The following is a 14192-nucleotide window of genomic DNA, read 5'->3' on the forward strand; positions in this document are numbered from 1 at the left end:
AATAAGGGTTGCCTAACTACCCTCTCGCCAGGCCCGCCACAGTCGTGCGTACCGGCCACCCAGAGCCACCAGTTCCTCGTGTGTTCCCTGCTCCACGACCCGGCCCGCGTCCAGCACGGCGATCCGGTCGGCGGCCATCGCCTGGGTCAGCCGGTGCGCCACGAACAGCGTGGTCCGGCCCGCACAGGCGGCCCGCACGGCCCGCTCCAGTTCGGCGGCGCCCTCGCTCCCCGCCTCGGCGGTCGACTCGTCGAGCACCACCACCGGCGCCCGGCCCAGCACCAGCCGTGCCAGGGCGATCTGCGCGACCTTGGTGACGTCCAGGCGCTCACCGCCCTCGCCGACCGGGGTGCCGAGCCCGTCGGGCAGTGCGCGGACCCAGCCCTCGGCGCCGACGGTGCGCAGCGCGTCCGTCAGTTCGGCGTCGCTCGCCCCCGGCGCCGACAGCCGCAGGTCGTCGGCGAGCGGCCCGGAGAACACGTGCGTCTCCTGCGTCAGGATGCTCACCAGGGCCCGCGCCGCGGCCTCGTCCAGATCGGCGAGGTCGGTCGTCCCGATGCGCACCGACCCGGCCTCCGGGGTGCCGATGCCGGCGATCAGCGCGGCCAGGGTCGTCTTGCCCGCCCCCGTCGCCCCCACGAGGGCGAGGGAACTCCCGGCGGCGATATGGAGGTTGACGTCCCGGAGCACCGGCTCCTCGGAACCGGGGTAGCGGAACGTCAGTCCCTCGACGGTCACCGGGTACGCTCCGGCTCGCGCCACCGCGACGGACTCGTCGCCGACCAGCCGCTCCTCGGCGGACTCCCCCAGCACCCCGACCAGGCGGGTCAGGCTCGCGCCGGACTTCTGCGCCTCGTCGAAGGTGAACATGATGGCACCCAGCGGGGTGAACAGCCGGTGGAACAGCAGCGGGGCCGCCGACACCTCGCCCAGGGTGGCCGCGTCGGCCTCCAGCAGGGCGTACCCCACCACGAGGATCAGGACCAGTCCGATGAACTCGGCGCGGTTCTCCCGGCCCACGAACCGGCCGAAGAACCGGAACACCTCGATCCCGAGATCGCGCACCCGCCACGACTCGGTGGTGACCTTCTCGCGGAAGGCATCCTCCAGGCGGTACGCCCGGACCGTGTCGATGCCGTTCAGGCCACTGATGAACGCCTGGGCCCGGTCGGCCTGGGCCACGCGCTGCTTGCGGTAGAGCGGGGCGGACCGGGGCAGGTACCAGCGCAGCGCCAGCGCGTAGGCGGGCAGCGCGCCGGCTCCGGCCAGGCCGAGCCGCCAGTCCAGGCCGAACATCCCGAGGGTGGCGATGACGACCAGGACGCCCGCCGAGAACACCGTCGGGACGGCCGTGCGGATGCCCTTGGAGATGACGGCCACGTCGTCACCGACCCGGGAGAGCACGTCTCCCCGGCCGACCTGCTCGATCCGTGCGCTCGGCATGCCGAGCACCGCCCGGACGGCGCCTTCGCGCAGCCGCGCGAGCAGATCCGCGCCCAGCCGTCCGATCAGGTACGTCGACACCGCGGTGGCCGCCGCGCCGAGCAGCGCGGCGGCACCGATCAGCACCCCGATGGTGACCAGGACCGAGCGGTCCTCACCCCCGACGACCCCGTCGACCACCCGGCCGAGCAGGAGCACCGGGAGTACCTGGAGCGCCGCCCCCGCGACCGTGGTGAGCACGGTCGCGACCGTCAGCCCCGGCATCGTGCGGCAGTGTTCCGCGACCCATCGGGCGGCCTCGCGTCCGGTCGTCGTGCGTAGGGTCGCCGGAGCGACGCGCGTGTCGGTGGTGCTCACGTCCCTACTCGACCGACTTGACGAGCTCGTCGATCGCGTACGGCATGGACAGCAGGGTGCCCTGGGAGATGGCCGCGCCGACCGCCGGCCCCTCGCTGTCGAGCAGGTAGGACACGTTGCCCTTCTTCACGGCGTCGAGGTTGGCGAACAGCTTGAACTTCTTGAGCGCCTCGGTGTCGGCCTTGTCGTTGATGACGAAGATGCGGTCGACGTCGACGAGGTCGATGCGCTCGGGCGAGAGCGTGGTGTAGAAGTTGCCGCCCGCGACCTTGTCGATCTCGGTCTGGTACGTGTAGCCGATGCCCGTGATCAGCCGGCCGCGCACGTCGGTGGAGGTGAAGGGTGCCACCGAGTCCTTGTACCAGGACAGCGCGACGGCGGTCTCCTTGCCGAGCTCGGGGTGCGCCTTCTTGGCCGTGTCGAGCTGCCCCTGGATGCCGTCGACCATCTTCTGGCCCTCATCGGCCTTGCCGAGGGCCTTGGCGATGTGCAGTGCGTTGTCCTGCCAGGGAGCGCTGAAGGGCTCCTTCTCGCCCTTGGTGCGGGCGACGGTCGGGGCGATCTTCGAGAGCTTGTCGTAGGCGGCCTGGTCGATCTCGGAGTAGACCGCGACGATCAGGTCGGGCCGAAGGGCCGCGATCTTCTCGTAGTTGGGGCCCGAGTCGCCGTTCTTCATGACGACCTCGGGCTTGGTGTCGCCCCACTTGTCCTTCACCCAGGGCCACTGGGTGTTGATGTCGGGGCTCTTGCCCGGCGGGTTCGGGTACTGGTCGACCATGCCGACGGGCTTGATGCCGAACGCCAGGATGGTCTGGTCGTCGGTGTAGCCGACGGAGACGACCCGCTGGGGCGCCTTCTCGACCGTCGTGGATCCGAACGCGTGCTCCACGGTGACCGGGAACGCACCGGCGGACGCGGCCTGGGTGTCCTCGCTCTTGCCGTCCGCCGAGTCCGCCGAGTCGGAACCGCATCCCGCGAGGAGACCGACGCCGAGGGTGGCCGCGGACAGGATCGCCGCCAGCCGCCGCCATGGCTTCCCGGGCGTCGTTCGATGGAGGAGCATCCAAATCCCCTTGCTTTCGCGCTAGTTCACTGCACCCTCGCCTAAAGGGCAGGCAAACCTTACCGCGAAGAATGAGGTAAGCCTAGCCTTACCCAGAGCTCGGTGTCGGGACGTGCTCCGGCTGCACATGGGTCCGCCCGATCGGCACGATGAGCGGCCGGTCGCCGACCGGGTCCTCGATGACCTGAGCACGCAACCCGAAGGCCTCGTGCAGGAGTTCGGCGGTGACGACGTCCCGGGGATGACCCTGCGCAAGGATCGAGCCCTCCCGCATCACCACGAGGTTGTCGCTGTAGCGGACGGCCAGGTTGAGGTCGTGCAACACCATGACGACGGTGCAGCCCGACTCGTGCAGGTCGTCCACCAGATCGAGGACGTCGACCGCGTGGGCCAGGTCCAGATAGGTGGTCGGCTCGTCCAGCAGGAGCAGGTCCGTGCCCTGAGCCAGCGTCATGGAGATCCAGACGCGCTGGCGCTGCCCGCCGGACAGCGCGTCGACCGGACGGTCGGCCAGGTCGGACACCCCGGTCATGGCCAGGGCGCGTGCCACCACGTCGGCGTCGTCGGAGGACCACTGCCGCAGCCAGCTCTGGTGCGGGTGACGGCCCCGGGCCACCAGATCGGCCACGGTCAGCCCCTCCGGCGCGACCGGCGCCTGCGGGAGCAGGCCGAGCTTCTTCGCCACGTCCCGGGTCCTGAGCCGGCCGATGTCCTCACCGTCCAGGACGACCGTCCCCCTGGCCGGCTTGAGCAGCCGGGACAGGGTGCGCAACAGGGTGGACTTCCCGCAGCCGTTGGGGCCGATGATCGTCGTGATCACACCGGGCGGTATCGCCACGTCGAGCTCGTCGATGACGACCCGGCCGCCGTAGCCGACCGTGACGCCTCGGGCTGCCAGCCGTGGCGTGCCGCCGACCGCGGCCTCGGTGACGGACTGTGCGACCACGGGTCCCCCCTTGCTTAGGTTCACCTGACTCTTGTACATCTACCGGAGGTTCGCCCGCACCAGCAGATAGACGAGGAAGGGCCCGCCGATCGCGGCGGTGACCACCCCGACCGGGAGCGAGACCGGCAGCGCCGTACGCGCGACGAGGTCCGAGCCGATCAGCAGCAGCGCGCCCACCAGGCCCGAAGCCGCCATCGGGGGTGTGGGGCAGCGCGCCAGACGCATCGCCACCTGCGGCGCCACCAGCGCGACGAAGGGGACCGGCCCCGCCGCGCTCACCGCCACTCCGGCCAGCAGCACCGCGCACAGCAGCAGGACGGCCCGCACCCGCGTGTACCGGACGCCCAGCCCGGCGGCGACCTCGTCACCGAAGTGCATCGGGCGGAACTGGAACGCCACACAGGACACGACGGCCAGCAGGACGAGCCCGCACCACAGGGCCGTCCAGACCTCGCCCCACGAGCGGTCCTCCAGCGAGCCGACCAGCCACGCCTGGGCCCGGGCCACGTCCCTGATGTCGGCCGTGACCAGCAGCCAGGTCGTGATCGCCTCCATCACGGCGCTCACCGAGATGCCGATGAGGATGAGCCGGAAGCCGTCGACCCCGCGCCGCCACGCCAGGAAGTACACCAGCAGGCCCGTGCCGAGTCCGCCCGCGAGCGCCGCCGCCGGCAGGCCCACGGAGCCCACGATCGCCGCGGCGGTCCCGCCCGAGGCCGTCACCAGGCAGACCGCGACCGCGCTGGCGCCCGAGGTGATGCCGAGAACGTCCGGGCTGGCCAGGGGATTGCGCGCGACGGACTGCGTGATCGCGCCGGACACCCCGAGCGCGACGCCCACGACGAGCCCGGCCAGGGCGCGCGGCATCCGCAGGTCCATGATGACGAACTCGTCGACCTGTTCGCCCCGCCCGAGGATCGTGGCGATCACCTGCGGGAGGCCGATCGGGAAGTCCCCCACGCCGATGGACACGCAGAACACCAGGAAGGCCGCCGCGGCCAGCAGCAGCGTGACGCCCACGAGCCAGGGCCGCCAGACGAACGACACGCGGCCGAACCGCACACCCGGCGGCAGCGACGGCTTCACATCGGTCACGTTCATGCTTTCCTGAACTTTCCGCGCCAGACGAGAACCGCGAAGAAGGGGGCGCCGAGGAGCGCCACGAGGACGCCCGCGTCCAACTCGCCCGGCCGGACCACCAGTCGGCCGATGATGTCGCAGAGCAGCAGCACCACGGCCCCGAGCAGACCGGCGTACGGCACGAGCCAGCGGTAGTCCGGCCCGGTCAGGTACCGGGCGACGTGGGCCACCATGAGCCCGAGGAAGGCGACGGGCCCGCACGCGGCCGTCGCCGCGCCCGCCAGCAGTGTGATGGCGGTGATGCCGACGGTCCGGCTCAGCGCGATGTTCACGCCCAGCCCGCGGGCCACGTCGTCGCCCAGGTTGAGCAGGTTGAGGGAGGGCAGCGTGATCAGGGCCAGCACCAGCCCGACGCCGATGAACGCCGTCACCGGCCAGATGACGTCGAATCCGACACCGGCGAGGGAGCCCGCGTTCCAGAACCGCAGGGCGTTCAGCGCCGCCTGGTCGGACAGCGCGACGGCGGTGGTCATCGCCGCGAGGAACACCGTGACGCCCTGGCCGGCCAGGGCGAGGGTCAGCGGGTTGCCGGTCCCCCGCCCGATGCTCGCGAGACCGAACACCACGACACCGGCGACGGCCGCCCCGGCGAAGCCGAACCAGACGTACTGGAACGGGTTGCCGAGCCCGAACACGGCGATCGCCACCACGACCGCGAACGAGGCACCGGAGTTCACGCCCAGCAGGCCCGTGTCGGCGATCGGATTGCGCGTGAACCCCTGGATGAGCGCCCCGCCGACACCGAGGGCCGTGCCCGCGACGATCCCGAGGACCGTACGGGGCACCCGTACGGTCTCGACGATGAGCCTGATCTCCGTGAGCCGCCGGCCGGCGCCCGGGGTGCCGGTCAGGGCGTGCCACACGTCGGCGGGGCTCAACGCGCGGGCACCGACGGCCAGCGACAGGACCACGGCGATCACGAGGACCCCCAGGAGGGTGGCCAGACCCACGACCCGTCGCCGACGGATCTGCGTCGTGCCCCTGGACGCGGGGCGCTCCACTGCGACAGTCGTGCCCATGACGACGTACGTTATCCCTTGCGCTGTCGGCGAGTTGACCGGACGTGCCTCCCTAGCGGGCCGTGCTGCCCGTGTCGTCGGCGAGGGTCCGCTCCTGGTCCGCGGCGGGTCCGGCCCCACGGCCGAGGAGCGAGTCGAGAATCTCGCCCACCCTGATGGCGGTGTTGGAGAGCAGCGACGAGGTGATGCCGTGCGTGTGCTCCGTGCCGCCCTGCAGGTAGATGCCGCAGCGCAGGCCCGGGTCGGTCGCGATGCGCCAGTCCCGCTCGACGCGGACGCGGCCCTCGGCGTCGCGCAGGCAGCTGTCGGCGACCTCGCCGAGCAGGCTGGTGGGATCGGCGGGGCTGTAGCCGGTGGCCAGCACCACGACGTCCGCTTCCAGGTCGGTGTCCTCACCGGTGACGAGCGACGTCACCGTCACCTGGACGCTGGACGGGGTCTCCTTGACGCCGGTGAGCCGGGAGACGTTGAGGAACCGCAGGCGCTCGGTGCCGAGGACCTTCTCCTGGTACGACTGCCGGTAGAGGTCGTCGATCAGGTCGATGTCCACCACGGAGTAGTTGGTGTTGCCGTGGTAGTCCATCAGCCGGCGCTTGACGTCCTCGGGCGCGGCGAAGTACTCGTCCACCGCCTGCGGGTCGAAGATGCGGTTGGCGAAGCTGCTGTCGTCGGCGGGGCTGTAGCCGTAGCGGGAGAAGACCGCGCAGACCTCGGCCCCCGGGAAACGGCGGTGCAGGTAGGCCACGTTCTCGGCGGCGCTCTGCCCCGCGCCCACGACGACGAACCGGGAGGGGGACGTACCCTCCAACTCGTCGACCCTGGCCAGTAGTTCGGAGTTGTGCCAGACGCGCTCGCCGCGCTCGACGCCCTCGGGCATGAGGGGGCGCAGGCCGGTGCCGATGACGAGGTTGCGGGCCCGGTGGATCTCGAGGCCGCCGCCCGACCGGACGGTCACCTCCAAGTGGTCCACGACTCCGTCCCGGGTCACGGGCGCGACGCCGACGACCTCGTGGCCGTAGGAGACCATGTCGTCGACCTGGGCCGCCGCCCACTCGAAGTAGTCGTGGAACTCCACGCGCAGCGGGAACAGGTTCTTGTGGTTGATGAAGTCGATCAGCCGGCCCTTGCTCTGCAGGTAGCAGAGGAAGCTGTACTCGCTGGCCGGGTTCCGCAGCGTCACCAGGTCCTTGAGGAAGGAGACCTGCATGGTGGCGTCGTCGATGAGCATGCCGCGGTGCCAGCCGAAGCGGGGCTGCTGCTCGAAGAAGTGAGCGGAGACCGCCCCCTGCCTGCCGACGCGGGTGTTGTGCTCGCGGAGCGCGATCGCCATGGCCACATTGGACGGCCCGAAGCCGATACCGATCAGGTCGTGGATCGGTGGTGTGTCACCAGGAAGAACCTGCGACATGTCACTCCCATCGTGCGGGGCAGCCGCGTGTCAGGTGTGGAGGGAACGAAAGGCGGGCATGCCAACGGAGCGGCACACCAAGGAACTTAGGTGAGCCTAAGCTAAACCCGTGAAGGTGTCGACAGGGCAAAACGGACTCCCCACGCACAACCCTCCGCTCAACTGGGCGACTGGGCGCACCCGTTGCGGACTAAGGTAAGGCTTGCTTTACTTGCTTCGGCCAACCCCTTGCTCTGAGGAGGAACCCCATGCGGGTCGTCATGTTCGGTTACCAGACCTGGGGGCACCGCACCCTGCAAGCCCTCCTGGAGTCCGAGCACGACGTGGTGCTGGTCGTGACCCACCCCAAGAGCGAGCACGCCTACGAGAAGATCTGGAGCGACTCCGTCGCCGACCTCGCCGAGGAGCACGGCGTCCCGGTGCTGATCCGCAACCGGCCCGACGACGAGGAGCTGTTCGAGCGACTCAAGGAGGCCGACCCGGACATCATCGTGGCCAACAACTGGCGTACGTGGATCCCGCCGCGCATCTTCGGTCTGCCGCGCCACGGCACCCTGAACGTGCACGACTCGCTGCTGCCGAAGTACGCAGGGTTCTCCCCGCTGATCTGGGCCCTCATCAACGGCGAGTCCGAAGTGGGCGTCACCGCGCACATGATGAACGACGAGCTCGACGCCGGCGACATCGTCCGGCAGGAGGCCGTGCCGGTCGGCCCCACGGACACCGCCACCGACCTCTTCCACAAGACCGTCGACCTCATCGCCCCCGTCACCATCGGCGCGCTCGGCCTGATCGCCTCCGGGCAGACCGAGTTCACCCGGCAGGACCGCACCCAGGCGTCCTTCTTCCACAAGCGGGCCGACGAGGACAGCCGCATCGACTGGAACTGGCCGGCCGAGGACCTGGAGCGCCTGGTGCGCGCCCAGTCCGAGCCGTACCCCAGTGCCTACACCTTCCACCGGGGCAAGCGGCTCGAGGTCCTGGCGTCGTTCGTGTCCGAGGGCCGTTACGGCGGCACGCCCGGCCGCATCTTCTACCGCGAGGGCGACGGCGTGGTGATCGTCGCCGGCGCCGACGCGCGCACCGGACGCAACCGCGGCCTGGCCCTCACCCGCGTACGCACCGAGGACGGCCGGGAGCTGCCCGCCGCCGAGTACTTCACCTCCATGGGCGGCTACCTCACCAACCAGCCCTGACGTGCCGGCCCGGCACGGTCCCGGGGCCGGGCCGGCATCACCGCCGCGCGGGCCGGGGCCGCGCGGCGGCGATCGTGCGGGGTGCTGCCGCAGCGCCCAAGTGGCCGACGCCCGAACGGCGTTCACAGCAGAGGCACAGCCGGGCTACCGTGCACGCATGACCCCGCCCAGCGTGCTGAACCTCAGCGCGTACCTGATGTACGCGACGGGAAAGACCGCCCGCCGCACCCTGTCCGAGAAGCTCACCGCCCGAGGCCTGCGGCTGTGGCATCTGACGGTCCTGACCCTGGTCGCCGACCTCGCTCCGCAGCCCAAGGGCGTGCTGGCCGCTCGGCTGGACATGAACGCCAGTGACCTCGCGAAGATCGTGAAGGACCTGGCCGACGCGGGGCAGGTCGAATGCGTCCGCAGCCTCGTCGACCGCCGCCGCGTCGACGTCCGCATCACCCCGGAGGGCAGGACCGCCCTCGACCATCTCAACGCCGACATCGCGTCCGCGGACGACGACCTCCTGGCGCCCCTGAGCGAGGCCGAACGCGAGCAACTCGCCTCGCTGCTGCGGCGCGTGCACGCCCACCACGAGGGGACGAGCCCCGCGGCCGGGCTCCGGGTGGCGGCTCAGGCCCGCCAGCCGTAGCGGCGTTCGGGCCGGCCGGCCGCGCCATAGCGCAAGGACACCTCCGCGCTGCCGGTGCCGTGGAAGTACTCCAGGTAGCGGCGGGCGCTCACCCGGGACAGGCCGGTGACGGCGGCGCACTCGGAGGCGGACAGGGTGCCGTCGGCCTCGCGCAGGGCCCGCTCGACGAGTTCGGCGGTCTCCACGCTCATGCCCTTGGGCAGGGAGTGCGCCGGGGCGGGGACGAACGCGCCGGCCAGGACACGGTCGACGTCCGCCTGCCCCCGGACCACGGTCGTGAGCAGCCGGCCCCGCTGGGCGGCGTATCTCTCCAGGCGCAGGCGCAGGTCCTCGAACTCGAAGGGCTTGAGGAGGTAGTCGACCACGCCGCGGCGGACCGCGCCGCGCACGGTGTCGGCCTCCGCCGCCGCACTGATGACCATGACGTCGCAGTCGTGGCCCGCGGTGCGCAGCCGGGGGATGACGTCGAGCCCGGACAGGTCGGGCAAGTACAGGTCGAGCAGGATGAGGTCGGGGCGCAGTTCGTCCACCGCCTCGATGGCCTGTCCGCCCGTGTGGGCCACGCCGACCACGCGGAACGGCTCGACGCGCGCGACGAACGCGCGGTGGACTCTGGCCACCATGAAGTCGTCGTCGACCACCAGGACGCCGATCGTGCCCGCCTTGTCGCCCGCTGCGGTCATGGGGCCGCTCCTTCCGCCACCGTGCCGGTGAGGCGGCTGACGGTCATGCGTGCGGTGAACACGGCCCCCTCGGGGGTGTTGGCCACCGAGATCTCTCCCCCGTGCCGTTCGCAGACCAGCTTGGTCAGGGCCAGCCCGATGCCGCGCCCGCCCTCTCGCGCGGCCTTGGTGGTGAAGCCGTGGGAGAACACCTCGCGGGCCAGCTCCGGGGCCACCCCGGGCCCGGAGTCGCGGACCACGACCTCCACGCTGGAGGCGTCCTGGCGCAGCGCCACCTCCACCCAGGCGTCGTCCTGTGCGGCGGCGGCGTCGACGGCGTTGTCCACCAGGTTGCCCACCACGGTCGCCACGTCCGCGGCGTCCTCCGGAGCCAGTCGCTCCAGCGCGGTGTCGTCCGAGATGCGCAGGCTGACCTTCCGTTCGGCCGCGAGGGACGCCTTCGCCATCAGCAGTGCGGCCACCGCGGTGTCCCTGACGCGGCGGCTGAGGGTGACGTCCAGGGACTGCCGGTGCCGGCTCAACGCGCGGATGTAGCGGACGACTTCGTCCTGCTCACCGATCTGGATCAGCCCGGAGATGGTGTGCAGCTGGTTGGCGAACTCGTGCGCCTGCGCCCGCAGCAGCTCCGAGGAGCTGCGGAAGGAGCCGATCTCCCGCTCCAGCCGGGCCAGTTCGGTGCGGTCGCGCAGGGTGGTGACCGAGCCGAGGGGCCGGCCGTCCTTGGTGACGGTCATCCGGTTCATCACCAGGACCCGGCCGTGCCGGACGACGACCTCGTCACACTCGCCGGCGGCGTGGCCGGACAGCACGTCGCGCAGCCGCCCGTCGATGCCGAGGCCCTCCAGGCTCTGGCCGACGCAGTCCTCGGGCAGGTCGAGCAGCCGGCGGCCCATGTCGTTGACGAGGGTGAGCCGGTGCTGCGGGTCCAGGGCGACGACGCCCTCGGCGATCCCGTACAGCATCGCCTCCCGGTGCTCGGCGAGCCCGGCGATCTCGCCCGGCTCCAGCCCGAGGGTCTGCCGTTTCACCCGGCGCGCGAGGAGCCAGGAGCCGGCGACGCCGAGTCCGCTGGCCACGCCCAGGTAGGCGAGCAGAAAGGAGGAGGCGCCGCTGAGCCGCTGCCACACCGTCGGATCGGCCTCGCCGATCATCACCGTGCCGAGGATCCGGCCGAGGTTCTCCTCGGTGGCCCCGAGGACGGGGACCTGGGCGGCCAGTTCGCGGTTGCCGTCCAGCGTGAACTGCCCGGACCAGCCCCGCCCTCGCGCGGTGCCCGGCCCCAGCCGCATCCGCTCCCCGACCACCGTGGGATTGGTGGAGCTGACGATCCGCCCGGCGCCGTCGGCCACCGTCACCGAGGTGACGCCGGACTGTGCCTGTGTGGCGAGCACCAGCGGGGCGAGCGCCTCACCGGGCGCGGGGCGCACGAGCTGGCTGCGCACCAGGGGGTTGGCGGCCAGTTGTTCGGCGAGCGCGCTCACCCGGCGTCCCTCGACCCGGTTGAAGGTGGCCTGGGACTGGGCCAGGGAGACCGCGGCGACAGCCAGCAGCACCACCACGACGATGGCGAGCTGGAGCACCAGCATCTCGCCCGCGAGCGAGTGGCGACGGAAGGTGGCGACCACGACGAACTCAATCTCCGAGGCCGCCGCGCGAGGGGCGGCTCATCTGCCGAGTCGCACCATCATGACGTCCACCAGCGCAAACCGAAAGAGACGTGTCGGGAGAAGATCCGGACCGCGGTGACGTCAGGAGGCGTTCGCGCGCGGGCCGACGCCCGTCAGCTTCCGGACGGTGCCGCCGAGCTTCGCGCGAAGCGGCTCCAGCATCGCGGGCTTGGCGCTGACCACCCAGCGCATGCCGACCAGGTACGTGCCCCCGTACACGCGGGCCGATTCCAGCCAGGTCTCCTTGAGCCCCTCCTCCGGGAAGGTGGTGATGAGGTAGTCGCCCTTCTTGGTGTGGCACACACCCTCGCGCAGCTCGTCGGCCTCGGTGCGGATCTTCGCCTTGCAGCCGGTCAGGCCGGCGATGACCTCCACCTTCGCCGGCGCGACCACCCCGGCGGCGGGTGCCGCGGACACGCTCGGCGTCGCCGTCGCCCCGCGGTCGTCACCGCCGCCGCAGGCCGTGACGAGGGGGAGCACGGCCAGGACCCCGGCCGTGGCGGCGGTGCGACGCCGGGCGCGGGACGGGGTCCGGCGGGTGGATCGTACGTGCGGTCGCTGCTGGAACACTTCGCCTCTCCGGGTGCGGCTGTCGGCAGGAGTACTCGACGGGAGTACGGACAGGTCCGGGCGGGTGTTCACCCGCTCTAGGCGGCCTCCTCCACCGCGGTCGCCCGCGTCCCCTCGAACTGGGTGCGGTAGAGCTCCGCGTACCGCTTCCCCGCCGCCAGGAGTTCCTCGTGCGTGCCCCGTTCCACGATCCGGCCGGCCTCGACGACCAGGATCTGGTCGGCCGCGCGGACGGTGGACAGGCGGTGGGCGATCACGACCGCCGTGCGGCCCGCGAGGGCTTCGGCGAGGGCTTCCTGGACGGCCGCCTCGGAGGTGTTGTCGAGGTGGGCGGTGGCCTCGTCGAGGATGACGACGCGCTGGCGGGCCAGCAGCAGCCGGGCGATGGTCATGCGCTGGCGTTCGCCGCCGGAGAGGCGGTAGCCGCGTTCACCGACGACGGTGTCGAGGCCGTCCGGCAGCGACCGCACCAGGTCGTCGAGGCGGGCCCGGCGCAGGGCGTCCCACAGCTCCTCCTCCGTGGCCTCCGGGCGGGCGAGCAGGAGGTTGGCGCGGACGGTGTCGTGGAAGAGGTGGCCGTCCTGGGTGACCATGCCGAGGGTCTGCCGCAGCGACCGCGCCGTGAGGTCGCGGACGTCGACACCGCCGATGCGTACGGCTCCCTCGTCGGTGTCGTACAGGCGCGGCATCAGCTGCGCGATGGTGGACTTGCCCGCGCCGGAGGAGCCGACGAGCGCCACGGTCCGGCCGGGTTCGGCGCGGAAGGACAGGCCGTGCAGGACCTCGTCGCCGCCTCGCTTGTCCAGGGACGCGACCTCCTCCAGGGAGGCCAGGGAGACCTTGTCGGCGGCGGGGTAGCCGAAGCGGACGTTCTCGAACTCGACCGCCACGGGTCCGTCGGGCACCGGGCGCGCGTCCGGCTTCTCCTCGATGAGCGGCCTGAGGTCGAGCACCTCGAAGACCCGCTCGAAGCTGACCAGGGCGCTCATCACCTCGACGCGCGCCCCGGCGAGCGCCGTCAGCGGCGCGTACATCCGGGTCAGGAGCAGCGCGAGCGACACGACCGCGCCCGGTTCCAGCGAGCCGCGCAGGGCGAACCAGCCACCGAGGCCGTAGACCAGGGCCAGGGCGAGGGCGGAGACCAGGGTGAGGGCGGTGATGAAGGCGGCCTGGGCGGTCGCCGTCCGGATCCCGATGTCCGCGACCCGGCGGGCCCGCTCGGCGAACTCCCGCGACTCCTCCTCGGGCCGCCCGAAGAGTTTGACCAGGGTGGCGCCGGGGGCGGAGAAGCGCTCGGTCATGCGGGTGCCCATCGCCGCGTTCAGCGTCGCCGCCTCCCGCTGCATCCGGGCCATCCTGCTGCCCATGCGCCGCGCCGGGATCACGAACACCGGCAGCAGCACCAGCGCGAGCAGGGTGATCTGCCAGGACAGCGTGAGCATCACCGCGAGGGTGAGCAGCAGGGTGACGAGGTTGCTGACCACTCCGGAGAGGGTGTTGCTGAAGGCGCGCTGGGCACCGATGACGTCGTTGTTGAGCCGGGAGACGAGGGCGCCCGTACGAGTGCGTGTGAAGAACGCGATCGGCATGCGCTGCACATGGTCGAAGACGGCGGTCCGCAGATCGAGGATGAGATTCTCCCCGAGCGTCGCGGACAGCCTCCGGCCGAGGATGCCCAGCGCCGCCTCCGCCACCGCGATCAACGCGATGAGCAGGGCGAGGCGTACGACCCTGCCCTCGTCACCGCCCGACACGATCGTGTCCACGACCCATCCGGCCAGGACGGGGGTCGCCACGGCGAGCAGGGCGGTGCCCACGCCGAGCAGGACGAAGAGGGTGATGCGGCGCCGGTGCGGGCGGGCGAACGCGCCGATGCGGCGCAGGGTCGCCAGGGCGAAGGGGCGGCGCTCCCGCTCGGCGTTCATGACGCTGTGCAGCTGTGTCCACGCTGTGGTCTCCATGCTCATGAGGAAGACCGTAGAACCTCAAGCAATGTTGAGGTCAAGGAGCTCGCCTATTGCCATGACATCCCGCACAATCGGCCCGATCCCCCTCGTCTCCGT

The 14192-nt window shown here is 71.5% G+C and carries 12 protein-coding genes; 2 read left to right on the top strand and 10 right to left on the bottom strand.

The features are described 5' to 3' along the window. Positions 1–12: 12 nt before the first annotated feature. The 6 genes from ACFY9E_RS01690 to ACFY9E_RS01715 all read right to left on the bottom strand — a co-directional run bounded on the left by ACFY9E_RS01690 (position 13) and on the right by ACFY9E_RS01715 (position 7376). Positions 13–1800: an ABC transporter transmembrane domain-containing protein gene (locus tag ACFY9E_RS01690; protein WP_390978304.1), complete on the bottom strand. Its 1788-nt coding sequence runs from the start codon at positions 1798–1800 to the stop codon at positions 13–15. Positions 1801–1804: 4 nt separating this feature from the next. Beyond that, positions 1805–2863, bottom strand: a complete 1059-nt coding sequence (locus ACFY9E_RS01695) for an ABC transporter substrate-binding protein (RefSeq protein WP_390978306.1) — start codon at positions 2861–2863, stop codon at positions 1805–1807. An 88-nt stretch (positions 2864–2951) separates the two neighbouring features. Continuing rightward, the gene (locus tag ACFY9E_RS01700) at positions 2952–3809 is read right to left on the bottom strand and encodes an ATP-binding cassette domain-containing protein (RefSeq protein WP_390978308.1); all 858 of its coding nucleotides are present in this window, start codon (positions 3807–3809) and stop codon (positions 2952–2954) included. A gap of 39 nt (positions 3810–3848) precedes the next feature. Beyond that, positions 3849–4910 carry an iron chelate uptake ABC transporter family permease subunit gene (locus tag ACFY9E_RS01705; protein WP_390978310.1) on the bottom strand — a complete coding sequence of 354 codons (1062 nt, stop codon included), beginning with the start codon at positions 4908–4910 and terminating at the stop codon, positions 3849–3851. Further along, positions 4907–5968, bottom strand: coding sequence for an iron chelate uptake ABC transporter family permease subunit (locus tag ACFY9E_RS01710; protein ID WP_390978312.1), 1062 nt, complete (start codon positions 5966–5968; stop codon positions 4907–4909). The genes ACFY9E_RS01705 and ACFY9E_RS01710 overlap by 4 nt, the downstream gene beginning before the upstream one ends. A gap of 52 nt (positions 5969–6020) precedes the next feature. Next, a complete protein-coding gene (locus tag ACFY9E_RS01715; RefSeq protein WP_390978314.1) occupies positions 6021–7376 on the bottom strand; it encodes a SidA/IucD/PvdA family monooxygenase in 1356 nt (451 codons plus the stop codon). 248 nt (positions 7377–7624) lie between these two features. Between ACFY9E_RS01715 and ACFY9E_RS01720 the strand changes: the two genes are divergently transcribed. Together ACFY9E_RS01720 and ACFY9E_RS01725 are read left to right on the top strand one after the other, a co-directional pair. Then, the gene (locus ACFY9E_RS01720) at positions 7625–8572 is read left to right on the top strand and encodes a formyltransferase family protein (protein WP_390978316.1); all 948 of its coding nucleotides are present in this window, start codon (positions 7625–7627) and stop codon (positions 8570–8572) included. A 157-nt stretch (positions 8573–8729) separates the two neighbouring features. After that, positions 8730–9209 carry a transcriptional regulator gene (locus tag ACFY9E_RS01725; protein WP_390978318.1) on the top strand — a complete coding sequence of 160 codons (480 nt, stop codon included), beginning with the start codon at positions 8730–8732 and terminating at the stop codon, positions 9207–9209. Here ACFY9E_RS01725 and ACFY9E_RS01730 read toward each other — a convergent pair. The 4 genes from ACFY9E_RS01730 to ACFY9E_RS01745 all read right to left on the bottom strand — a co-directional run bounded on the left by ACFY9E_RS01730 (position 9191) and on the right by ACFY9E_RS01745 (position 14090). Further along, positions 9191–9892 (bottom strand): response regulator, encoded by a 702-nt coding sequence (locus ACFY9E_RS01730; RefSeq protein WP_390978320.1) that lies wholly within the window; start codon positions 9890–9892, stop codon positions 9191–9193. The two genes, ACFY9E_RS01725 and ACFY9E_RS01730, sit on opposite strands and share 19 nt — an antisense overlap. Continuing rightward, complete coding sequence (locus ACFY9E_RS01735; RefSeq protein WP_390978322.1) at positions 9889–11517, bottom strand: ATP-binding protein; 1629 nt, start codon at positions 11515–11517, stop codon at positions 9889–9891. The genes ACFY9E_RS01730 and ACFY9E_RS01735 overlap by 4 nt, the downstream gene beginning before the upstream one ends. Positions 11518–11640: 123 nt before the next feature. Beyond that, complete coding sequence (locus tag ACFY9E_RS01740; RefSeq protein WP_390978324.1) at positions 11641–12129, bottom strand: hypothetical protein; 489 nt, start codon at positions 12127–12129, stop codon at positions 11641–11643. A 77-nt stretch (positions 12130–12206) separates the two neighbouring features. After that, positions 12207–14090, bottom strand: a complete 1884-nt coding sequence (locus ACFY9E_RS01745) for an ABC transporter transmembrane domain-containing protein (RefSeq protein WP_390980239.1) — start codon at positions 14088–14090, stop codon at positions 12207–12209. Positions 14091–14192: the final 102 nt, after the last annotated feature.

Origin of the sequence: Streptomyces sp. NPDC012466 (assembly GCF_042955215.1) — a bacterium.
In the GTDB taxonomy this organism is placed as follows: Bacteria; Actinomycetota; Actinomycetes; order Streptomycetales; family Streptomycetaceae; genus Streptomyces.